This window comes from Vogesella indigofera (genome assembly GCF_003633895.1).
GTDB lineage: Bacteria > Pseudomonadota > Gammaproteobacteria > Burkholderiales > Chromobacteriaceae > Vogesella > Vogesella indigofera.
The window spans coordinates 330,486-350,569 of record NZ_RBID01000014.1; the positions used below are offsets into that span (position 1 = coordinate 330,486).

The window sequence follows — 20,084 nt, forward strand, 5'->3', positions numbered from 1 at the left end:
GCATTACTTGATGATTTCCTTGGCTTCCTTCAGCAGCGCCGGCGACAGGGTGACGCCCTGTTTCTGCGCCGCGCCCTGGTTCAGCGTCAGCGACAGCTTCTCGCCGACTTGCGGCGCGATGGCGGCGGCTTTCTCGCCTTTCAGGATGCGCACCACCAGCTTGCCGGTCTGGCGGCCGATGTCGTAGTAGTTCTGGCCCAGTGCTGCGGTGGCGCCACGCTTCACCGAATCGGTATCGGCGGCCACCAGCGGGATCTTGGCCTGCTGCGCCATGCCGACCAGCGACTCGTAGGTCGACACCACGTTGTTGTCGGTGCTGGTGTAGATCACGTCGACCTTGCCGATCAGGCTCTTGGCGGCCGGGGCCACGTCCACGGTGCGTGCCGCCGGTGCTTCCACCAGCGTCATGCCGCGCTTGGCCAGCTCGGCCTTCAGCTCCTTGGCCACGATCACCGAGTTGACTTCACCCGGGCTGTACACCATGCCGACGCGCTTGGCGCCCGGCTTCACCTTGCTGATCAGGTCAACCTGCGACGACAGCTTCAGCATGTCGGAAACGCCGGTGACGTTGCCGTTGCCGGCTTTCCAGCTTTTCACCAGCTTGGCGGCGACCGGATCGGTGACCGCGGTGAACACCACCGGAATGCTGCGGGTGCCGGCGACGGCGGCCTGCGCGCTCGGCGTGGCGATGGCCACGATCACGTCCGGCGCGTCACCGATGAACTTGCGGGCGATCTGCGCGGCGGTGGCCGGGTTGCCCTGCGCGCTCTGGTACTGGTACTTGATCTGCTTGCCGGCCTCGAAGCCGGCCGCCTTCAGTTCGTCTTCCACGCCCTTGCGCGCGGCATCCAGCGCCGGGTGATCCACAATGGCGGTGACGGCGACCGATTTCATGTCGGCGGCAGTGGCGAACGGGCTGAGGCTGGCGGCCAGCAGCGCGGCCAGGACGGTGCGGCGAGGGAAGTTCATCATGGCGATACCTTTGTTCCGGATGGTATTGTTGACTTGGTAATGCAGCTTTCGCGCAATGATATTGCAAAGCCACGCTTATTTCAGTTTGTGCGAAGCAATAATATTTCAAATATTGTATCCATGGGAAGCAATCTGCCACCGCTTGGTGCATTGCGAAATGAAAAGGCCCCATAACGGGGCCTAGGCGCTGTTTGCTATCAAAATGGGCAGGGCGGCGGCTCAGTCCAGATATTCGTTTCCGGGCAGGGTCAGGAAGTCGATGAACTCGTCGCTGCTGATCAGTAGGTCGAACAGCTGTGCCGCGTCCTCGAACTGGCGGCGCCAGCGGCTGCCGTACTCGGCGCGCAGCTTGTTGATCTCGTCGGCGGCCAGGTCGCGGAACAGGCCCTGCGTCACCTTGCGGCCATCGTCCAGCACCCCTTTCGGACTGCGTATCCACTGCCAGATCTGCGAGCGGGCGATCTCGGCGGTGGCGGCCTCTTCCAGCAGGTTGTGGATCGGCACGCAGCCGTTGCCGCTGAACCAGGCGCCGAGATACTGGATGCCGACGTTGATGTTGTTGCGCAGGCCGTGCTCGGTGATCGGCGTTTCCGGCTGGAAGTTGAGCAGGTCGGCGGCGGTGATCAGCACGTCGTCGCGCTGGCGCTGCCACTGGTGGACGGCACTGCCCAGCACGCTGCGGAAGGCCTCGTGCGCCAGCGGCACCAGCGCGGGGTGGGCGACCCAGCCGCCATCGTAGCCATCGCGCGCGTCGCGTTCCTTTTCGGCGCGGATTTCGGCCAGCGCCAGCTCGTTGCTGCTGGGGTCGTGCTTGATCGGGATCAGCGCCGACATGCCGCCAATGGCCGGTGCGCCGCGCTGGTGGCAGGTCTTGATCAGCTGCAGGGTGTAGGAACGCATGAACGGCACGCGCATGGTGATGCGCTCGCGGTCGGCGAGACAGAACTCGCGATTGTGACGGAAGTGCTTGATGCAGCTGAAGATGTAGTCCCAGCGCCCGGCATTGAGGCCGGCGCTGTGCTCGCGCAGCTCGTACAGGATTTCGTCCATCTCGAAGGCGGCGAGGATATTCTCGATCATCGCGGTGGCCTTGATGCTGCCGCGCGGCAGCTGCAGCTGCTGCTGTGCCGCGACAAAGATGTCGTTCCACAGCCGTGCCTCGAGGTGCGATTCCAGCTTCGGCAGGTAGTAGTACGGCGCGCGGCCAACCTTGTGCAGGTCGACGGCATTATGAAAATACGACAGCGCAAAATCGAACAGGCCGCCGTTGACCATCTGGCCGTCGACCAGCAGGTGTTTTTCCGGCAGGTGCCAGCCGCGCGGGCGCACCATCAGCGTGGCGATGTCGTCATTGAGGCGGTAGTGGCGGCCGTCGTGGCCGTGGTAAGCCAGCGTCTTGCGCCAGGCGTCGCGCAGGTTGATCTGCCCCTGCAGCTGGTTGTCCCAGCTCGGGCATTGCGCATCCTCGAAATCGACCATGAACACGCTGGCGCCGGAGTTCAGCGCATTGATCATCACCTTGCGCTCGGCGGGGCCGGTAATTTCGACACGGCGGTCGTGCAGGTCGGTGGGCAGTGGCGCGATCTGCCACGCGCCCTGGCGGATGGCGGCGGTTTCCGGTAGGAAGTCGGGTAGCGCGCCGGCATCGAGGCTGGCTTGGCGCTGCTGGCGGCGCTGCATCAGCTCGCGGCGTTGCGGCTCGAAGCGGCGGTGCAATGCGGCGACAAAGGCCAGCGCCTCGGGGGTGAGGATGCTGGCAAACGCGCTGGTGACCGGGGCGTTGATGTCCACGCCTTGCGGTAGTGCCTGCGTCATGGCTGTTCTCTCCTGTGCTTGTCGGGTGGTGGCGGCAAGTTTCTGTTTTTATTTGCGATCTTGCTTAGCAACTGCTTGCTTTGCGGTGCAGTTTAGCATGTGGCAGTGTGGGAAAATCCGGTAATATCGCGAAACATATTTTACTTTTTGTGAGGTAATGCCCGGTGCTGAAGCAGATGGAAACCTTTGTCGCGGTGGTCAATCTGGGCAGCCTGTCGGCGGCGGCGCGACAGGAGGGGGTGGTGGCGGCGATGATCGGGCGGCGGCTGGATGCGCTGGAAGAGCGGCTGGGGGTCAAGCTGCTGGTGCGAACCACGCGCAGTGTGACGCTGACGCAGGAGGGCACTGCCTTTTTCGAGGATTGCCAGCGCATCCTGGCCGAACTGGCCGAGGCCGAGGCGGCGGTGGCCTCCGGCAGTGGCCGGGCCCGTGGCCACCTGCGGCTGTCGGCGCCGGCCGGTTTTGGCCGCCGCCACGTCGCGCCGCACATCGCCTCCTTCCAGCAGGCGCATCCCGATCTGCGCGTCACGCTGGACCTGTCCGACCGGCTGGTGGATCTGGCGCGCGACCGCATCGACTGCGCCATCCGCATTTCCGATCTCGCCGATTCCTCGCTGGTGGCGGTGCGGCTGGCGGAAAACCGCCGCGTGGTGGTGGCGGCGCCGGCCTATCTGGCGCGGCACGGCATCCCGCGCACGCTGGAGGACCTGACCGGCCACAACTGCCTGTCGCTGGGCGAGAGCCAGAGCCGCGGCTGGACTTTCAAGGTCGACGGCGAGCTGCTCAACCTGCGCGTGCGCGGCGTGCTGGAGTGCAATGACGGCGCGGTGCTGCACGACTGGGCGCTGGCCGGGTTGGGGCTGGCGTGGCGTTCGCTGTGGGAGGTGAAGGACGACCTGTCCGATGGCCGGCTGGTGACGGTGCTGGAGCGTTTTTCGTCGCCGGATTATCCGGTGTACGCGGTGGTGCCGCAGCGGCGCTTCCTGCCCGGGCGGGTACGGCTGTTCATCGACCACCTGAAGGCTTGCTACAGCAGCCCCGGCTATTGGGACTAGCGGCGCCGGCTTGCGGCCAACCTTGGGGTAGCTGGTCCGCGATTGGGAGACTATCTAGTGGCGGCGCCAGAGTGTGCGACGGGGAGTGGGCAGGCGGGCGGCACGTACTGACGTGGCCGCCCGCCGGGCAGGCTAGGGGGTTTCCGCCGACAGGGTGCGGTTCTTGCCGGCCAGCTTGGCGCGGTACATGGCGCTGTCGGCACGTTCGATCACGTCGGTATCGCACTCGCCGAGGTGCCACAGCGCGACACCGGCGCTGAAGGTCACCACCAGCCGGTCCTGGTTGGCGAGGTAGAAGTTCTTGGTCAGCTCGCGCTGCAGGCGCTGAACCAGCTCGACCGCCTCGTTGATGCCGGTGTCCGGCAGCAGTACCACGAACTCCTCGCCGCCGAAGCGGGCGACGATGTCGGAGCTGCGCATCGAGCGGTGCATCAGCTCCACCAGATACTTCAGCACGTCGTCACCGGTCAGGTGGCCGTAACGGTCGTTCAGCTGCTTGAAGTTGTCGACGTCGATCAGCGCCACCGACAGCGGTTGGCCGCTGCGCTTGGCGCGGCTGATCTCGCGCTCGAAGTGTTCTTCCAGGCCGCGGCGGTTGTAGGCGCCGGTGAGCTGGTCTTCCTTGATCTTGGCGCTGGCCGCTTCCAGCGCGTGTTCCAGCTCGCTGATGCGCTGCTGCGCGCTGTGCACCTCGTTGCGGGCCGCCAGCAGTTCGCCGTGCGATTCGCTGAGGTTGGTCTGCATGTTGGCGGTATCGCTCAGCAGCAGTTGCAGGATGTCGTTCAGCTGGTTGACGTCCTGGGTGCCGCGGATGCTCTCGCTGTGGCTGTGCAGGCGTTGCTGGAAGTCGCCGGTGCTGCTGCTCATCAATGACAGCTTGTCGAGGAAGGTGTCCAGCAGCGCGCGCAGGGAGCTGGTGGCCTCGTCCAGCGAGTGTTTCAGCGTGCCCTGCTTGTGGATCACTTCCTTGAGGCTGGCTTCCAGCTGGTAGATGTGCTGGATCGAGATGTTCGGCTGCGCCAGGATCTGCTGCAGGCCGCTGATCTGGCCGACCAGATAGCTGTCGGACTGGTTCAGCTCGGCGACATTCTGCAGCATCAGCTGCATCAGGTTGGACAGGCCGGTGACCAGTCGTTCGTCGTCCTGCGACTGCAGCTCGAGGCGGATCAGGAAGCTGCGCAGCTGCGGGAAGAAATTGTCGACATCGTGGCTGTTGTGGATGCTGCCCAGCGCGTTGCGGGTGTCACTGAAGTGTTGTGACAGTTCTGGATAGTGCACCAGTCGCGGCTCGATGCCGAACTTGAGGGTGTAGTCGAAGACATCCTTCCACACCTGGCAGCGGTCGCCGTCGTCCGCCTCGTCGGCAGCGGCTGTCGGGCTTGGCACCGGCGCGCTGCTGGCGAGCGTGGTGTCGGCGTCCGCTTGTGCGGGCTGGCCGGCTGCCGGCTGCAGCCAGCTTTTCACCAGGTTGTGCAGCTTTTCGTTGAGTTCGTCCGGGGTGTTGCCGAAGGACAGCAGCACCCGTTCCAGTGCCGACTGCTTGTAGTTCTGGCTCAGGGCCGGATTGCGGATTTCCCAGGCCTTCATCAGGTCCTGGATCAGGCTGCCCCAGTTTTGCGCCAGCTGGCGGTTGCGGCCGTTGAGTTCGGCCAGTTCCAGCGTCAGCTGTGGCACCAGCTCCCATTTTTCATCGTCGATGGCACGGCGCAGCTTGGCGATGGCAATCTTGCTGCTGGCTTCTTCCGCCGGCAGGCTCTCGTAGGCGCGCAGCAGCAGGTCGGCCAGCTTGTTGCTGCGGGCCTCGGCGGGCACACCCATGATTTCGCTGTAAACGCGTTCGAAATTGTCCGGTGTCGGGAGGAGTTTGCGCAGCGTCAGCTGTTTCAGCGTCTCGCGCGCGGTGTCGATTGGATTGTGCGTCGTCATGGACCAGACCCTGGAGCTTTTATGAGCAGCCATTATGTTTTTTTGAGCCTGCAGTGAAGGTCAGAACCGGTGCGGTTATGGAGTCTCCGAGGCGGTGCTATTGTCCAGCAGCTGGAAAAACACCTCGTTGTTCCGGATCATACCAAGTTCATTACGCGCACGCTCTTCGATTGCGGCAGAACCTTGCTTCAGGTCACGCACTTCGGCGTCGAGTGCGGCGTTGCGGCCAACCAGGACTGCGTTGGCCGCACGTTGTTCCTCGACCTGGGAGTCGAGTTGCCAGACCCTGAGCCAGCTGCCCTTGCCTAGCCAGAGTGGCCATTGCAGGGCAGCGATCAGGACAATCAGCGTCAGGGTCAGCCAGCGCATTGCTTATTTCAGGTGGTAGAAGGCAGCACGGCCCGGGTACCAGGCGGCATCACCCAGCTCTTCTTCGATACGCAGCAGCTGGTTGTACTTGGCCATGCGGTCGGAGCGCGACAGCGAGCCGGTCTTGATCTGCATGCAGTTGGTAGCCACGGCCAGGTCGGCGATGGTGCTGTCTTCGGTTTCGCCGGAGCGGTGACTCATCACGCTGGTGTAGCGCGAGCGCTTGGCGAGGTCAACGGCTTTCAGCGTTTCCGACAGGGTGCCGATCTGGTTCACCTTCACCAGCAGCGAGTTGGCGAGGCCGCCTTCGATGCCTTTGGCCAGGATGGCCGGGTTGGTGACGAACAGGTCGTCGCCGACCAGCTGCACGCGGTCGCCCAGACGCTCGGTCAGGATCTTCCAGCCGTCCCAGTCGTGCTCGCTCATGCCGTCCTCGATCGAGATGATCGGGTACTTGTTGGCCAGCGTTTCCAGGTAGTCGGTGAACTGCTCGGAGGACAGCGACAGGCCTTCGGCGGTCAGGTGGTACTTGCCGTCCTTGTAGAACTCGGAGGAGGCGCAGTCCAGTGCCAGCATCACGTCCTGGCCGGCAACATAACCGGCGGCATCGATGGCTTCCAGAATCAGCGTGATCGCTTCTTCGTGGCTGGTCAGGTTAGGCGCGAAGCCGCCTTCGTCGCCGACGGTGGTGGCGTAGCCCTTGTTGTCGCACAGTTTCTTCAGCGCGTGGAAGATCTCGGCGCCGCAGCGCAGTGCTTCACGGAAGGTGGCTGCGCCGACCGGCAGGATCATGAATTCCTGGATGTCGAGGGTGTTGTTGGCGTGGGCGCCACCGTTGATCACGTTCATCATCGGTACTGGCAGCGCCATCGGGCCGGCACCGCCGAGGTAGCGGTACAGCGGCAGGCCGGCATCTTCGGCGGCGGCGCGAGCCACGGCCATCGATACCGCCAGCATGGCGTTGGCGCCAAGGCGGGATTTGGTTTCGGTGCCGTCCAGCTCGATCAGGGTCTTGTCGATGAAGGCCTGGTCGGAAGCGTCGAGGCCGATGATGGCTTCGCAGATTTCGGTGTTGATGTTTTCAACGGCTTTCAGTACGCCCTTGCCGAGGTAGCGGCCTTTGTCGCCATCGCGCAGTTCCAGTGCTTCCTTCTCGCCGGTGGAGGCGCCGGACGGTACAGCAGCGCGGCCCATCACGCCGGAGTCCAGCAAGACGTCGGCTTCAACTGTCGGGTTGCCACGGGAATCGAGGATTTCGCGGGCAATCACGTCGATGATCGAACTCATGAATGTTTCCTTCAAGGGGTCTAGGTTAGTCAAACCGGAATACGGTGCGGCCAACCTTGCAACAGGTTGGCCGTGAAATCAACCTGTTACAGCGTTTGTTCGGCAAACGGCTGGCCCTTGACCAGCGCATCGATCTGCTTGAGCGTGTGCAGCAGCTCTTTCATGCGCGGCAGTGGCCAGGCGTTGGGGCCGTCGGACATGGCTTTGGCCGGGTCCGGATGGGTCTCCATGAACAGGCCGGCGATGCCGGTGGCCACTGCGGCACGCGCCAGTACCGGTACGAATTCGCGCTGGCCGCCGGAGCTGGTGCCCTGGCCGCCGGGTAGTTGTACCGAGTGGGTGGCGTCGTACACCACCGGGCAGCCGGTTTCGCGCATGATCGCCAGCGAGCGCATGTCGGAGACCAGATTGTTGTAGCCGAAGGAGGCGCCGCGTTCGCAGGCCATGAAGCTGTCCGGGTCGAGGCCGGCTTCCAGCGCGGCTTCGCGCGCCTTGTCGATCACGTGTTTCATGTCGCCCGGCGCCATGAACTGGCCCTTCTTGATGTTCACCGGCTTGCCGCACACGGCGACGGCGCGGATGAAGTCGGTCTGGCGCGCAAGGAAGGCCGGGGTCTGCAGCACGTCGACGACGGCGGCGACGTGCGGTACCTGTTCTTCGGTGTGCACGTCGGTCAGCACCGGCACGCCGATCTGGCGGCGTACTTCGGCCAGGATGCGCAGGCCTTGTTCCATGCCGAAGCCGCGGAACGACTTGCCGGAGGAGCGGTTGGCCTTGTCGAAACTGGACTTGTAGATGAAGTTGATGCCCAGTTCGCTGGTGATTTCCTTCAGCTGACCGGCGGTATCCAGCGCCATCTGTTCGCTCTCGATCACGCAGGGACCGGCGATCAGGAACAGCGGGTGGTCAAGACCGACTTCGAATCCGGCGAGTTTCATGGTGTGTGTCCTTCAGCTGGAAACAGGGTTGGCCGCAGTGCTGCGGCCAACCCTGGATGGCATCAAGCCTTGGCTGTATCAGCCTGGTAGGCGAGCGCCGCTTTGACGTAGGCAATGAACAGCGGGTGGCCGTCACGTGGGGTGGAAGTGAATTCCGGATGGAACTGGCAGGCGAAGAACCAGCGGTGGTTGCCCAGCTCGATGGTTTCCACCAGCTTTTCGTGGCCGGCGGACAGGCCGCTGATGGTCAGACCGGCTTCCTGCAGACGACCAACGTAGTGGTTGTTGACTTCGTAGCGGTGACGGTGACGCTCGGTGATCTCGGTGTTGCCGTACACGCGTGCCGCCAGCGAACCGGCGGCCAGCTCGCACTGCTGGCTGCCCAGGCGCATGGTGCCGCCGAGGTTGGAGTTCTCGTCGCGGGTTTCGATCTTGCCGTCGTGGTTGACCCACTCGTCGATCAGTGCCACCACCGGGTAGTCGGTTTCGAGGTCGAACTCGGTGGAGTTGGCACCGGCCATGCCGGCCACGTCACGGGCATACTCGATCAGCGCGATCTGCATCCCCAGGCAGATGCCGAGGTAAGGGATGTTGTTTTCGCGGGCGAATTTCACCGCCTTGATCTTGCCTTCCACGCCGCGCTTGCCGAAGCCGCCCGGGACCAGGATCGCGTCCATGTCCTTCAGGGATTCGGCGCCGTCACGCTCGATCTCTTCCGAGTCGACGTAGATGATGTTGACGTTGGTGCGGGTGTGCACGCCGGCGTGTTTCAGCGCCTCGGTCAGCGACTTGTACGATTCGGTCAGGTCGACATACTTGCCGACCATGGCGATGTTGACCGCGTGCTGCGGGTGCTCGATGGCGTCGATGATGCCGTTCCACACCGACAGGTCCGCTTTCGGCAGCTCCAGCTGCAGCTGTTCGCAGATGATGTCGTCGATACCCTGCGCGTGCAGCATGCCCGGTACCTTGTAGATCGAGTCGGCGTCGTAGCAGCCGATTACCGCGTTCTCTTCCACGTTGCAGAACAGCGCGATCTTGCGCTTTTCGTCTTCCGGCAGTTCGCGGTCCATGCGGCACAGCAGTATGTCCGGCTGGATGCCGATTTCGCGCATCTCCTTCACCGAGTGCTGCGTCGGCTTGGTCTTGATCTCGCCGGCGGTGGCGATATAAGGCACGTAGGAGAGGTGCACGAACAGGGTGTTCTTGCGGCCGTGGTTGGAGCGCATCTGGCGGATTGCTTCCAGGAACGGCAGCGATTCGATGTCGCCGACCGTGCCGCCGATTTCCACGATGGCCACGTCCACGTCACCGGCGCCTTCGCGTACTTTCAGCTTGATCTCGTCGGTAATGTGCGGAATCACCTGCACGGTGCCACCGAGATAGTCACCACGGCGTTCCTTGGTGATCACCGATTCGTAGATCTGGCCGGTGGTGAAGTTGTTGCTTTTCTTCATCTTGGCTTTGATGAAGCGCTCGTAGTGACCCAGATCCAGGTCGGTTTCCGCACCGTCTTCGGTTACGAAGACTTCGCCGTGCTGGAACGGGCTCATGGTGCCCGGATCGACGTTGATGTAAGGGTCGAGCTTCAGCATGGTGACTTTAAGCCCGCGAGACTCAAGGATAGCGGCGATGGACGCAGCGGCGATGCCCTTGCCGAGGGAGGACACCACACCGCCGGTTACGAAGATGTACTTGGTCATGGGAATGCAACTCTGTTGGAATCTGTGATTTTAACCGAAAGTCGCACTTTTTTGAATGGGCAATGCGCGACTGTTTGCCGTTTGCCCGCAATTACTTGCCGGCGGCGCGCCGGGCGGGCGGCGCGGGTTTTCGTGGTGCAAGCCACAGTTGCCCGCCGTTGCCGCGCTTCATGACAATTAAAGCGTGCGTGCGCCGTAGCCTTGTTGTATTATTGCGGATTCTTTTGGCCGCTCAAGCATGGCGGGTGATACTGTCGGGTTCCATAACCGACAGGGCACCGTCTTGTCGAATGGCTTCTTAATATGGTATAAGTTTACCTTTTACCGGCTTTTGGGAGTGATGAACCATGGCGCGTGTTTGCAAAGTCACCGGCAAGCGTCCGATGACCGGGAACAATGTGTCCCACGCCAATAACAAGACTAAGCGTCGTTTTCTGCCTAACCTGCAATATCGCAAGTTCTGGGTAGAGAGCGAAAATCGTTGGGTGCGTCTGCGTATTTCTAACGCAGCACTGCGTACCATCGATAAGGTAGGCATCGACGCCGTTCTGGCCGACCTGCGTGCTCGCGGCGAGCTGTAATTTTTCGACCGACGAAATCGACAATAAGGAATAGCCATGCGCGACAAGATCAAGCTGGAATCGACCGCAGGTACCGGTCACTTCTACACTACCACCAAGAACAAGCGTACGATGCCTGAGAAAATGGAGATCAAAAAGTTTGATCCCGTTGCTCGCAAGCATGTTCTGTACAAGGAAATCAAACTGAAGTAATTCAGTCTGGTTGCCTTGTTGAAAAAAGCCCTTTGATTCGTCAAAGGGCTTTTTGTTTGGCTGCTGCCGTTGTGCGGTGGTGTTGATGTGCTGCGACCAGGGTTGGCCGCAGCGGGTTGTTCATTTGCCGGGCAGGGCGATGCGCAGGCCGCGCGCCAGCGGGGACAGGCCCAGTGCGTAGCGCACCACCTCCTGTTTCAGCCTGCCGGGGCGGTTGGCCAGCTTCAGCGCCAGATTGCGCAGCAGGCGCAGCGGCGGGGCGCTGTTGCCAAAGCCGTAGCAGAAGGCATCCATCAGCCGCTGCATGGCGTGGTTGGGCAGCATACGCTGGCGCTGGTAGCGTTGCAGCAGCGCCGGTGCCGCCGGGTCCTGCCCCAGGCGGAAGGCCTCGTGCAGCAGCGCGGACAGCGCCTGCACATCCTGGAAGCCAAGGTTGACGCCCTGGCCAGCCAGCGGATGGATGGTGTGCGCGGCATCGCCGGCCAGCACCACGCGGCCGCGATGGTAGCGTTGCGCGTGGCGGCGGGTGAGGGCGAAGCTGCCGCGGCTGACCAGCTGGCGCAGCACCGGCAGCCGGGCGGGGAATTCACGCTGGAAGGCGGCAATCAGTGCCGCTTCGCTGAGGGTTTCCAGCTCGCGTACCCGTGCCGGCTGGTGATACCACACCAGCGAGGCGTAGTCGCCGGGCAGCGGCAGCAGCGATTGCGGGCCGGTGGCGGTGAATTGCTGCCAGGTGATGTCGCGCTCGCCGCCCTCGATGGCGAAGGTGGCGACAAAGGCGTGCATCGGGTAGTCGTGGCTGTTGATGCCGATGCCGGCCAGCCGGCGCGCGGCGGACTGGGCGCCGTCGGCGGCGACCACCAGCCTGGCGGCAAACTGGCGACCGCTGCCCAGCGTCACCAGGCAGTGATCACCCTGTTCGCTCAGCGATTGCAGCAGGTCGGGGCAGATCAGCTCGATATTGTCATGCTGCGCCAGCGCTTGCTGGCAGGCCAGCTGCACGATGCGGTTCTCGATAATGTGGCCCAGTTCGGTCTCGCCCAGCTCGGCGGCGTCGAACAGCGTGCCTTCCTGCTCGTCGTTTTCCCACACCAGCATGCGCTGGTACGGCGCGCTGCGCATCGCCTCGATATACGGCCAGGCGCCGATGCGCTGCAGCAGTTGCCGCGATGCCGGGCTGATGGCGGACACGCGCAAATCCGGCGCGCTGGCCGGATCGAAGGCGGCGGGCGCCTGTTGTTCCAGCACCACGATACGGCGGCCGCTGTCGGCCAGTGCCGCGGCCAGTGCCGCCCCGACCATGCCGCCCCCGACGATGAACAGATCAGCTTGTTCGACCATGTTTAGCCTCTTGTACCGAATAAAGTCGGGGCCGACTGTAGCAGTACGCCTTGCGGCCAACCTTGGTCTGGGTCAAATCCCGTCCAGCGCCGCCTGCAGCCGCGGGATGATGAAGGAGATGAAAGCCTGGTGCTTGCGCGGCATCGGCTGGTGGTAGGCAAATACCAGGAACACCGGCCAGCCGGCGGCACGCCACTGCGGCAGTACCGCGACGATGTCGCCTTTTTCCAGCAGCGGCTTGGCCATGTAGCTGGGCAACAGGCCGATGCCGTGTCCCGCCTGGATGATGCTGGACACCACCGCGTACTGATCCACCACCAGCGACGGGCAGATATTGAGGGTGGCGCTGGTGTCGTCGCAGGCCAGCCGCCATTCGCTGCCCTGCTTGCTGTAGTAGGCGTTGCTGATCAGGCGGTGCTGGTGCAGCTGCTCGGTACTGGCCGGTGCCGGATGCTGCGCCAGATAGGCCGGGCTGGCGTACAGCGCCTCCCACACCAGCCCCACCGGGCGCGCCACCAGCCGGTCGTCGTGGACATTGCGCGTGCGCAGGGTAAAATCCAGCCCCTCGCCGACCGGGTCCTGGATGCGGTTCTCCACTTTCAGCTCGATGCACAGCGCCGGGTACAGCATCGCCATTTCCGCCAGCAGCGGCCCCAGCAGCTGTTGCGCGAGGCCGGCGGAGCAGCCGATGCGCAGCACGCCTTCCACGCTGTCGCGCGCCTGTTCGATGTCGTGACGCACGCTGTCCAGCAGTTCGCGCAGGCGGGTGGCGTGCGCGGCCAGGCGCTGCCCGCTTTCGGTGAGCGCCACGCGGCGGGTATTGCGCAGCACCAGCACGGTGCCCAGCTCCTGTTCCAGTTCCTTGATCAGCTGGCTGATGCGGCTCTTGGCGCAGTGCAGCGCCTCGGCGGCGGCGGTAAAGCTGCCGTGGCGGGCGAGGGCGTCGAAAGCAAGTAGCGCGTCAGGCGAAAGGGTTGGCGTTGTTTTCATTGCAGAACAATCTGTTTAGCATTATGTGGTGTTCAGTAGTGTAACGCGGGATTAAGCTGTCGTTCACCTCGCTGTCATGGTTTCGCAACCTGCGCGACGGTTGATGCACTCCAGTGTGACCTATGGCCGACCGCCCATGTCGGCCATTTTTTTTGCAGCCACGCCGGCTGCCAGACGGAAAATCATGTTGCCTTATATCGCCTTGACCACGGCCATGCTGCTGTGGGCCAGTTCCTTCATCGCCCTGAAAATCGTGTTCCAGGTGTTTGACCCGCTGTTCGTGCTGTTCTGCCGCATGGTGATCGCCACCGCGCTACTGCTGCCGCTGATGGCGTGGCAGGGCTCACGCTGGCACTACCGCGCCGGTGACTGGAAGTGGATCCTGCTGCTCGGCCTGTGCGAGCCGTGCCTGTATTTCCTGTTCGAGGCGCAGGCGCTGCTGTACACCAGCGCCTCGCAGGCCGGGTTGATCACCGCCACGTTGCCGGTGCTGGCCGCGCTCGGCGCGCTGCTGTTCCTGCGCGAGCGCCTTGGCCGGCGCGCCTGGTACGGCATTGCCATCTCGCTGCTGGGCGTGGCGTGGCTGACGCTGACCAGCGAATCCTCGGCCGCGGCACCGAATCCGCTGCTGGGCAATACGCTGGAATTCCTGGCCATGGTCTGCGCCACCGGTTACGTGTTGATGGCGAAGAAGCTGTCCAGCCGCTATTCGGCGCTGGCGATTACCGCGATCCAGACGGTGATGGGCTGTGTCTGGTTCGGCGTCAGCCTGCTGACGCCGTGGGCCAGCTGGCCGCAGGCGTTCCCGGCCGACGCGGTGTTCTGGGTGGTGTACCTCGGCGCCTTCATCACCCTTGGCGCCTACGGCCTGTACACCTGGTCGGTGTCCAAGGTGCCGGTGGCGATGGCGGCGGCGTTCATCAACCTGATCCCGGTGTTCACCCTGCTGCTGGCCGGCCTGTTGCTGGACGAGCGCCTCAACGGCTGGCAATGGCTGGCCTGCCTGCTGGTATTGGGCGGGGTGATGCTGAGCCAGAGCAAGCGCCCTGCGACGGCGGCTTGAGTTTGCCGCCGGGCGATAGTGTATTACCCTTGCGCTTTGGCATTATTCACCGGTGGCTTTTTATGACGTCTTCTCTCGCGGCACTCGCCGCCGCTTGTTGCCTGCTGCTACCGGCGCTGTCCCTGGCTCAGACCCAGACGCCGGCCATCGCGCATGGCGCGGCCGAAGCGGCCACACCGGCCGCCACTGCCCACGAGGCGCCACACGAGAAACTGTCCCCGTCGATGCGACCGCTGTCGCCGCCGGTGCGGGTCAATCATCCGCCGCGACGCCTGCCGCAACAGGCGGCGCCCTACGCCAGGCCGGCAGTCAGGCATCCCCAGCCGCACGCGCCAGCGCACCGGCAGCCGGCGATGGCGGCGCCCTTGCGTGCCGCCGCCGCCCTGGCTAGCCGGCTGTTGCCGCGCGGCCAACATGGCGACAAGTCGCCGCGGCTGACGGTGCTGGCCTGCGCCGACGGTGCGCCGCGCCACGGCGCGCAGGGTGCGCTGTACCTGGTGCAGAACCCCGGCAACCAGCTGCTGCTGGGCGAGGCGGGCGTCAGCCACGCGGTGCGCCAGCTGCGCACGCCGCTGCTGCTGGTGCTGGCCAGTGCCGACTGCAAGGCGGTCAACACCGCGCGCAGCGATTTTTCGGCGCTGCCGCTGGCCGAGCAGCGCACGCTGCTGAGCATCAATGTCGACAAGGGCGGCACGCCGCTCTCAGCGCAGCTGGACAACCTCGACAACCAGGTCGAGGCGGCGGTGCTGCACTACGGCGGCGAGGTCGAGGCCGGCCGGCTGTCGGTGATTGGTGCCTATTACGATGCCGCCGGCCAGCTGGGCAAACGCGGGCAGCTGGTGGTGACCAGCATCAACGGCGAACGCGACAAGGCCACTATTGCACGCCTGCTGCGGCAGCGGGCGGTGTTCAATGCCGCCACCGGCATCGGCACGCCACTGGCCAGCAGCAGTCACTGATTCTTCTGCGCTATTACGATTGCGGCCAACCTTGCAGGACAAGGTTGGCCGCAATGCCTTGTGGCGTGCGCGGCCAGTTGCGCCGCCGCGCATCGCGCCTGCCGTGACGGCGCGGCTGTACTACGCTACACAGCAACAGCCTGTCGAAAGTCGCGCCATGTCCGCCTCTGCCCGCCGCATCCTGAAACGCCGCCTTGCCCGCTATCGCCGCGACATCCTGCTGGCACGGCAGCAGCTGAGCGCAGCCGACAATGGCGAGGCGCTGCACCAGTTGCGCATCGGCCTGCGCCAGTTGCGCAGCCTGCTGCGCGGCCTCGGTGCCTTGCCTGGTGCGGCGCCGCTGCTGCGGCTGTCGGCACAGTTGCGTCAGCTGGCCGCTGCCGGCAATGACTGGCGCGATCGTGAAGTAAGACTGGCGCTGCTGCAACAGGCGGCCGGCGAGGCCGACAGCCAGGCCTTTGCCGCCTGGCGTCGGCGCGAGGTGATGGCGCTGCAGGCCGGGCGGCTGGATTTGCAGCAGCAGGCGATGGTGCTGGACCAGCTGCTGCCGGCCTTGCGGCGCGCCTGTGCGCCGCTGCTGGCGCACCGCAACCGGCGGCTGCGGCGCACACTGCGGCGGGCGCTGTTGCAGACGCGCCGCCGCTACCGCCGCGCCCGGCGTGACTGGCAGCGGCAGCCGGGCGATGCCTTGCTGGCGCACCGGCTACGGCTGCTGGCCAAGCGGCTGCGTTACCAGATCGAGGCCGGCGGCAAGCTGCTGGGCCAGCGCTGGCGGCGGCGGGCGCAGCGTGCCCGCGACTGGCAGCAGCAGCTGGGTGACGAACGCGACCGGCAGTTGCTGCTGCAAAGCATCGCGCGCGATCGCATTCCGCTGCCGGTGGCGGCGCGGCGCTGGCTGGAGCAGGGCGCCAGCGCCAACCTTGGCCGCCTGCTGCAGGCGGCCAGCGCGTTCTGAGCGCGCGGCCTTGCCGGTTGCGGCGGTGATTTGTCTGCGGCCAAGCTTGCTGCGCACGCGTCGCCAACAGCGGCGGCCGCGGCAGATGGCGAACTGGCGACGTATCGCCTGGCGCGGCTGCACACATCGCGGGCTGCCGCCATCTCATCCCAACGCTGGCCAACCCAATTACGCCCAATCCAACCCGGCTCAATCCCAGCCGGCTCAATCCCAGCCGGCGTGCACCATGCCGCCGGCGCGCCGCTATCCTGCAGTCACTCGCTTTTCCTGGTGCGCGGCTTGCGTGGCGCGGTGGTCGGCAGTCCTTGCTGGATGCGGTGCAGACGGCGGCGGATGTCGTCGGTATCGAGCCAGATGTCCTCGCCGCGGAAGATGCGCTCCAGCTCCTCCGCGCTGAGGAAGGGCATGCACACGTGGCGCATCACCTTCTCGAACCACTTGCCGCTGGCCATCACCTGTGCCTGCTGCTCGTTGCCCTTGCCGATCAGCGCCGACGAGTAGTTGTGGAACATCAGCTGGCAGGTGTCGTGCACGATCAGCTCGTCGCCGGCAAGAAAGATCAGCGCGCCCATCGAGTAGGCGCGCGCCTCCAGGATGGTGATCACGTGCGCCGGGCTGGCGGCGATGTTGTTGATGATCTGCAGCCCGGTATCGAAATTGCCGCCCTGGGTGTTGAGGTGCAGGAAAATGATGTCGGATTCGCTGGTGCTGCGCATCGTGTACAGCAGGTCGGTGTAGTGGATCGGCGCGCCGATCTCGCCGGACAGGTAGAACGAGATCTGGCGGATCACGCCCTGGGTTTCGTAGCGGCGGAACAGCGGCACCTTCTTGCTGTCGTCGTCTTCATCTTCTTCCAGCGCGGCGCTTGGGATGATGTGTGGCTGGTGCATCGCGGCTCCTTGGGGTGCGGCAGCAGGGACGGCTTTATCTGGATAGTAGCCGGCGGCACGCGCTTTTGTCGGCGAGCTGCGGGCTGCTGGCGGCAACGCCGCTTACAACACGGACACACGGCGGCGTGATGCTGCGGCTTACACTGCGGCTGAGCACGCGCTGCGGCCAACCCTGCTGCGCAGCGGCAATGACTGGCGAATCTGGCGGCAGGTAGTAAGCTGAACCATGTCGGCCGCATTTTATGCGACCATGCTTGACCGGATGGCGGATGAGGGACGGGATGAAACAGACATTGCGGCACGGCTGGTCGCTGCTGCTGGCCATGGCGTCGTGGCCGGTGGCGGCACAACCGCCGATCACGCTGCACTACTACGAGCGGCCGCCATTCATGGTGCGGCAGGATAGCGGAGGGACCAGTGGTCTGACCGCCGATCGCGCGCGGCGGGCTTTTGCCCGCGCCGGCATCCCGATCCACTGGGCGCTGACGCCGGCCAAGCGCCAGCTTGCCCTGTTGCGCGCCAATGGCGGCCACGACTGCGCCGTCGGCTGGTTCCGCACCCCGCAGCGGCAGGCTTACGCGCTGTTCAGTCGCGCCATCTACCAGGATCGTGGCGTGGTGCTGATCGCGCGCAGCCAGTGGCTGCCGCCGGCCGGCAGCACGCTGGAACAGCTGCTGGCCAATGACCGCCTGCACCTGCTGTACAAGGACGGGCTGACCTACGGCAGCTACGTGCAGAGCAAGCTGGGCATGGCCAAGGCCGACATCAACTACAGCACCATGGAACAGCCGCAGCTGCTGCGCATGGTGGCGGCCGGCCGTGCCGATGCCATGTTCGCCACCCGCGAAGAGGCGGAAATGCTGCTCACCAGTGGTGAATCCGGCCACGGCGCGTTGCAGCTGCTGGCGTTTCCCGACGTCGGCGCCGGCGACACGCGCCACATCCTGTGCAGCCGCCGCGTCGGCGACGCACTGATGCGGCGGCTGGATGCCGCCATCGCCAGCGAGATCCGGCCGGTACTGCGCTGAATGCCTGCGGCCAACCTTGTATCAAAGGTTGGCCGCAGGTGGTGGTGATGGCTCGTGAGGCTCAGGCCGCGGGTGTGCCGCTGGCCGGCCAGTTGATGGCCGGCAACTGTTCAAAGCCCGGCTTGGCGAACAGGTAGCCCTGATACAGGTGCACCGCCTGTGTCTGCAGCCAGGCTAGCTCGTCCTCGCTTTCCACGCCCTCGGCGATGATCTCGATGTGCAGCGCTTGGCACACACCGATGATCCCCTTCACGATCGCCTGTCGCACCAGATCAAGGTGAATGTTGCGCACCAGCGCCATGTCCAGCTTGATGATGTCCGGCTGGAATTCCGCCAGCAGATTGAGCCCGGAATAGCCGGCGCCAAAATCGTCGATCGCGGTCTGGAAACCCTGGCGCTTGTACTCGGCCATGATGCTTTTCAGGTGCGCCTTGTCCACCAGCTGCTCGCTCTCGGTGATCTCGAACAGCAGGCGGTTGGTGGGAAAATTGAAACGCTGCGCCGCCGCGAGCGTGGTGCGGATGCAGGTCGCGGCCTGATACACCGCATTGGGCAGGAAGTTGATGCTGACAAAACAGGGAATCGCCAGCTTGGCCGCCAGCTCCACCGCTTTCACGCGGCAGGACTGGTCGAACACGTAGCGGTTGTGCTCGTTGACCTGCTGCAGGATGCTGGCCGCGCCGCTACCGTCACGCCCGCGCACCAGTGCCTCATAGGCAAACACGCTGCGATCGCGCATATCGACAATCGGCTGGAACGCCATGGTGAAGTCAAAGCCCAGCGGCGGTGCGTCGTGGCAGGCGTGGCAGGGCTTGATGTCGGGCGGGGCGGTCTGCATGTAGGGGACTCCTGGAGAAGGGCTGGCCCGGCGGGGCCGGCTGGCGGGGAAACGGCCGCGCGGTGGCGGCGCAGGCGTCACATTATGGCACCGTTTCAAACGCCGGTTCCGGATTGCCGCAGCCGGGCCGCATCGTCACCGTGATTGCGCCTGTTCCTTGCCGTCGGCACGCGGCTAGCCGCAGCTCCGCAGCAATGCCTGTCGCGCAACACGCAGGCGTGCGGCGGGGCGGGGCAGGCAATGGGACAAACAATTGCGGCCAACCTTGGCAACAAGGTTGGCCGCAAGCATGGCTGCCGCGTCGAATGGGGCGCGGCTACATGTCCAGCTTGGTGATGCGGGTGCCTTCCAGCGTCAGGTTGGCCATCAGCCCGCTGTTGGTCATCACGAAGCCGACCACCGGCTGCATCGCGGTATTGAGGTCGATCTCGCCGTTGGCGCCGACATTGAGCAGCGCGACGGAGGCATCGGCCCCCACGGTCCAGCCGCTGCCGGTGCGGAATTTGTTGAGCGCATCCTGGGTCATGAACAGGAAGATCACCGCCTTGGATTGCGCGCCGATCTGCCAGCCGAAGGAGCCGCTGACGGTCTGGTAGTAGCCGGCGGGTTTGCCTTCCATGCGCAGTGCGCCCTTGCCGTATTCGGCGCCCACCACCAGCCCGGCGGCGATCACCGACGGGAACACCAGCACGCCCTTGGCCTTGGCCACCAGCTCCTGCGAGCCGCGCGCGTTGCCGTACAGCCGTGTCAGGGTGCTGTCGTAGGCGCTGTCGATCTCGCGTTTTTCGTTGGCGATGCTGGTGGCGTCGCGGTTGGCCTGCGTGGTGGTGAGATGGCCGCCGCCGGTGGTGGTGCAGCCGGCCAGTAGCGACACGGCGACGCCGAGTGCGACGCCCAGTTTGCGAACTTGCATGATGTTCTCCTGTTGACTTGCCATTCGGCTCACGGCTGCACGCAATGTGGTGCGCATTGTTGCCGTGGGGCGGCCGGCGCTGCGGGAACGGGGGCAAGGTCGGTGCCGCTGGCGGATCAGGCCGGGCAACAGGGTGATGATGGCGTGGGGATGAAAGGTAAACGGCTCTCCATGATGGGTGTGGAATGACACCCGCCCGGCCACCCGAGCACGAGCGGCATGACGCGGCATAAGGGAGAAGTGGCTCACGGCTGGCGGCTGGGTGCTGT

19 protein-coding genes are annotated in these 20,084 nt (G+C 64.7%); 7 read left to right on the top strand and 12 right to left on the bottom strand.

The window, feature by feature from the left end; genetic code table 11:
• Positions 1-3 precede the first annotated feature (3 nt).
• Complete coding sequence (locus C8E02_RS09750) at positions 4-969, bottom strand: ABC transporter substrate-binding protein (RefSeq protein ID WP_120810661.1); 966 nt, start codon at positions 967-969, stop codon at positions 4-6.
• A 222-nt stretch (positions 970-1,191) separates the two neighbouring features.
• A complete protein-coding gene (aceB, locus tag C8E02_RS09755; protein ID WP_120810603.1) occupies positions 1,192-2,787 on the bottom strand; it encodes a malate synthase A in 1,596 nt (531 codons plus the stop codon).
• A 176-nt stretch (positions 2,788-2,963) separates the two neighbouring features.
• On the opposite strand from aceB, the gene C8E02_RS09760 reads away from it, so the two are divergent.
• Positions 2,964-3,842, top strand: a complete 879-nt coding sequence (locus tag C8E02_RS09760; RefSeq protein ID WP_120810662.1) for a LysR family transcriptional regulator — start codon at positions 2,964-2,966, stop codon at positions 3,840-3,842.
• A gap of 132 nt (positions 3,843-3,974) precedes the next feature.
• Here the strand turns inward: C8E02_RS09760 and C8E02_RS09765 are convergent, their stop codons facing one another.
• From C8E02_RS09765 to C8E02_RS09785, 5 genes are all read right to left on the bottom strand, one after another.
• Positions 3,975-5,768, bottom strand: a complete 1,794-nt coding sequence (locus tag C8E02_RS09765) for a GGDEF domain-containing protein (protein WP_120810604.1) — start codon at positions 5,766-5,768, stop codon at positions 3,975-3,977.
• 75 nt (positions 5,769-5,843) lie between these two features.
• Complete coding sequence (ftsB, locus tag C8E02_RS09770) at positions 5,844-6,137, bottom strand: cell division protein FtsB (protein WP_047967340.1); 294 nt, start codon at positions 6,135-6,137, stop codon at positions 5,844-5,846.
• Between the two features lie 3 nt (positions 6,138-6,140).
• A complete protein-coding gene (gene eno, locus C8E02_RS09775; protein ID WP_120810605.1) occupies positions 6,141-7,424 on the bottom strand; it encodes a phosphopyruvate hydratase in 1,284 nt (427 codons plus the stop codon).
• A gap of 86 nt (positions 7,425-7,510) precedes the next feature.
• The gene (gene kdsA, locus C8E02_RS09780; protein WP_047967342.1) at positions 7,511-8,362 is read right to left on the bottom strand and encodes a 3-deoxy-8-phosphooctulonate synthase; all 852 of its coding nucleotides are present in this window, start codon (positions 8,360-8,362) and stop codon (positions 7,511-7,513) included.
• A gap of 62 nt (positions 8,363-8,424) precedes the next feature.
• Entirely contained in the window at positions 8,425-10,065 is a 1,641-nt protein-coding gene (locus tag C8E02_RS09785; RefSeq protein ID WP_120810606.1) for a CTP synthase, read from the bottom strand.
• A gap of 347 nt (positions 10,066-10,412) precedes the next feature.
• On the opposite strand from C8E02_RS09785, the gene rpmB reads away from it, so the two are divergent.
• Positions 10,413-10,646 carry a 50S ribosomal protein L28 gene (gene rpmB, locus C8E02_RS09790; protein WP_026107616.1) on the top strand — a complete coding sequence of 78 codons (234 nt, stop codon included), beginning with the start codon at positions 10,413-10,415 and terminating at the stop codon, positions 10,644-10,646.
• A 36-nt stretch (positions 10,647-10,682) separates the two neighbouring features.
• Positions 10,683-10,838 carry a 50S ribosomal protein L33 gene (gene rpmG / locus C8E02_RS09795; RefSeq protein ID WP_047967345.1) on the top strand — a complete coding sequence of 52 codons (156 nt, stop codon included), beginning with the start codon at positions 10,683-10,685 and terminating at the stop codon, positions 10,836-10,838.
• 120 nt (positions 10,839-10,958) lie between these two features.
• Here rpmG and C8E02_RS09800 read toward each other — a convergent pair whose 3' ends face one another.
• Positions 10,959-12,179 (bottom strand): FAD-dependent monooxygenase, encoded by a 1,221-nt coding sequence (locus C8E02_RS09800; protein ID WP_120810607.1) that lies wholly within the window; start codon positions 12,177-12,179, stop codon positions 10,959-10,961.
• Between the two features lie 72 nt (positions 12,180-12,251).
• A complete protein-coding gene (locus tag C8E02_RS09805; protein ID WP_120810608.1) occupies positions 12,252-13,169 on the bottom strand; it encodes a LysR family transcriptional regulator in 918 nt (305 codons plus the stop codon).
• 184 nt (positions 13,170-13,353) lie between these two features.
• On the opposite strand from C8E02_RS09805, the gene C8E02_RS09810 reads away from it, so the two are divergent.
• From C8E02_RS09810 to C8E02_RS09820, 3 genes are all read left to right on the top strand, one after another.
• A complete protein-coding gene (locus C8E02_RS09810) occupies positions 13,354-14,232 on the top strand; it encodes a DMT family transporter (RefSeq protein WP_120810609.1) in 879 nt (292 codons plus the stop codon).
• 62 nt (positions 14,233-14,294) lie between these two features.
• Positions 14,295-15,191 carry a hypothetical protein gene (locus tag C8E02_RS09815; protein ID WP_120810610.1) on the top strand — a complete coding sequence of 299 codons (897 nt, stop codon included), beginning with the start codon at positions 14,295-14,297 and terminating at the stop codon, positions 15,189-15,191.
• A 157-nt stretch (positions 15,192-15,348) separates the two neighbouring features.
• Positions 15,349-16,146: a CHAD domain-containing protein gene (locus C8E02_RS09820; protein ID WP_170152134.1), complete on the top strand. Its 798-nt coding sequence runs from the start codon at positions 15,349-15,351 to the stop codon at positions 16,144-16,146.
• Positions 16,147-16,400: 254 nt separating this feature from the next.
• Here the strand turns inward: C8E02_RS09820 and C8E02_RS09825 are convergent, their stop codons facing one another.
• Positions 16,401-17,036 (bottom strand): Clp protease ClpP, encoded by a 636-nt coding sequence (locus C8E02_RS09825; RefSeq protein WP_120810612.1) that lies wholly within the window; start codon positions 17,034-17,036, stop codon positions 16,401-16,403.
• A 281-nt stretch (positions 17,037-17,317) separates the two neighbouring features.
• Here C8E02_RS09825 and C8E02_RS09830 point away from each other — a divergent pair, with 281 nt between their 5' ends.
• Complete coding sequence (locus C8E02_RS09830; RefSeq protein WP_170152135.1) at positions 17,318-18,064, top strand: substrate-binding periplasmic protein; 747 nt, start codon at positions 17,318-17,320, stop codon at positions 18,062-18,064.
• Between the two features lie 61 nt (positions 18,065-18,125).
• Here C8E02_RS09830 and C8E02_RS09835 read toward each other — a convergent pair whose 3' ends face one another.
• Together C8E02_RS09835 and C8E02_RS09840 are read right to left on the bottom strand one after the other, a co-directional pair.
• The gene (locus C8E02_RS09835; RefSeq protein WP_211329210.1) at positions 18,126-18,902 is read right to left on the bottom strand and encodes an EAL domain-containing protein; all 777 of its coding nucleotides are present in this window, start codon (positions 18,900-18,902) and stop codon (positions 18,126-18,128) included.
• A gap of 316 nt (positions 18,903-19,218) precedes the next feature.
• Positions 19,219-19,815, bottom strand: coding sequence for a BPSL1445 family SYLF domain-containing lipoprotein (locus C8E02_RS09840; RefSeq protein WP_047967382.1), 597 nt, complete (start codon positions 19,813-19,815; stop codon positions 19,219-19,221).
• Positions 19,816-20,084 lie beyond the last annotated feature (269 nt).

Excerpts from the sequence above, each read along its gene's own strand:
- aceB (WP_120810603.1), bottom strand. The coding sequence starts at position 2,787 with ATGACGCAGGCACTACCGCAAGGCGTGGACATCAACGCCCCGGTCACC.
- C8E02_RS09835 (WP_211329210.1), bottom strand. The coding sequence starts at position 18,902 with ATGCAGACCGCCCCGCCCGACATCAAGCCCTGCCACGCCTGCCACGAC.
- C8E02_RS09840 (WP_047967382.1), bottom strand. The coding sequence starts at position 19,815 with ATGCAAGTTCGCAAACTGGGCGTCGCACTCGGCGTCGCCGTGTCGCTA.
- eno (WP_120810605.1), bottom strand. The coding sequence starts at position 7,424 with ATGAGTTCGATCATCGACGTGATTGCCCGCGAAATCCTCGATTCCCGT.
- C8E02_RS09800 (WP_120810607.1), bottom strand. The coding sequence starts at position 12,179 with ATGGTCGAACAAGCTGATCTGTTCATCGTCGGGGGCGGCATGGTCGGG.
- rpmB (WP_026107616.1), top strand. The coding sequence starts at position 10,413 with ATGGCGCGTGTTTGCAAAGTCACCGGCAAGCGTCCGATGACCGGGAAC.
- C8E02_RS09830 (WP_170152135.1), top strand. The coding sequence starts at position 17,318 with ATGAAACAGACATTGCGGCACGGCTGGTCGCTGCTGCTGGCCATGGCG.
- C8E02_RS09750 (WP_120810661.1), bottom strand. The coding sequence starts at position 969 with ATGAACTTCCCTCGCCGCACCGTCCTGGCCGCGCTGCTGGCCGCCAGC.
- C8E02_RS09810 (WP_120810609.1), top strand. The coding sequence starts at position 13,354 with ATGTTGCCTTATATCGCCTTGACCACGGCCATGCTGCTGTGGGCCAGT.
- C8E02_RS09805 (WP_120810608.1), bottom strand. The coding sequence starts at position 13,169 with ATGAAAACAACGCCAACCCTTTCGCCTGACGCGCTACTTGCTTTCGAC.
- ftsB (WP_047967340.1), bottom strand. The coding sequence starts at position 6,137 with ATGCGCTGGCTGACCCTGACGCTGATTGTCCTGATCGCTGCCCTGCAA.
- C8E02_RS09820 (WP_170152134.1), top strand. The coding sequence starts at position 15,349 with ATGTCCGCCTCTGCCCGCCGCATCCTGAAACGCCGCCTTGCCCGCTAT.
- C8E02_RS09785 (WP_120810606.1), bottom strand. The coding sequence starts at position 10,065 with ATGACCAAGTACATCTTCGTAACCGGCGGTGTGGTGTCCTCCCTCGGC.
- C8E02_RS09760 (WP_120810662.1), top strand. The coding sequence starts at position 2,964 with ATGGAAACCTTTGTCGCGGTGGTCAATCTGGGCAGCCTGTCGGCGGCG.
- C8E02_RS09765 (WP_120810604.1), bottom strand. The coding sequence starts at position 5,768 with ATGACGACGCACAATCCAATCGACACCGCGCGCGAGACGCTGAAACAG.
- rpmG (WP_047967345.1), top strand. The coding sequence starts at position 10,683 with ATGCGCGACAAGATCAAGCTGGAATCGACCGCAGGTACCGGTCACTTC.
- C8E02_RS09825 (WP_120810612.1), bottom strand. The coding sequence starts at position 17,036 with ATGCACCAGCCACACATCATCCCAAGCGCCGCGCTGGAAGAAGATGAA.
- C8E02_RS09815 (WP_120810610.1), top strand. The coding sequence starts at position 14,295 with ATGACGTCTTCTCTCGCGGCACTCGCCGCCGCTTGTTGCCTGCTGCTA.
- kdsA (WP_047967342.1), bottom strand. The coding sequence starts at position 8,362 with ATGAAACTCGCCGGATTCGAAGTCGGTCTTGACCACCCGCTGTTCCTG.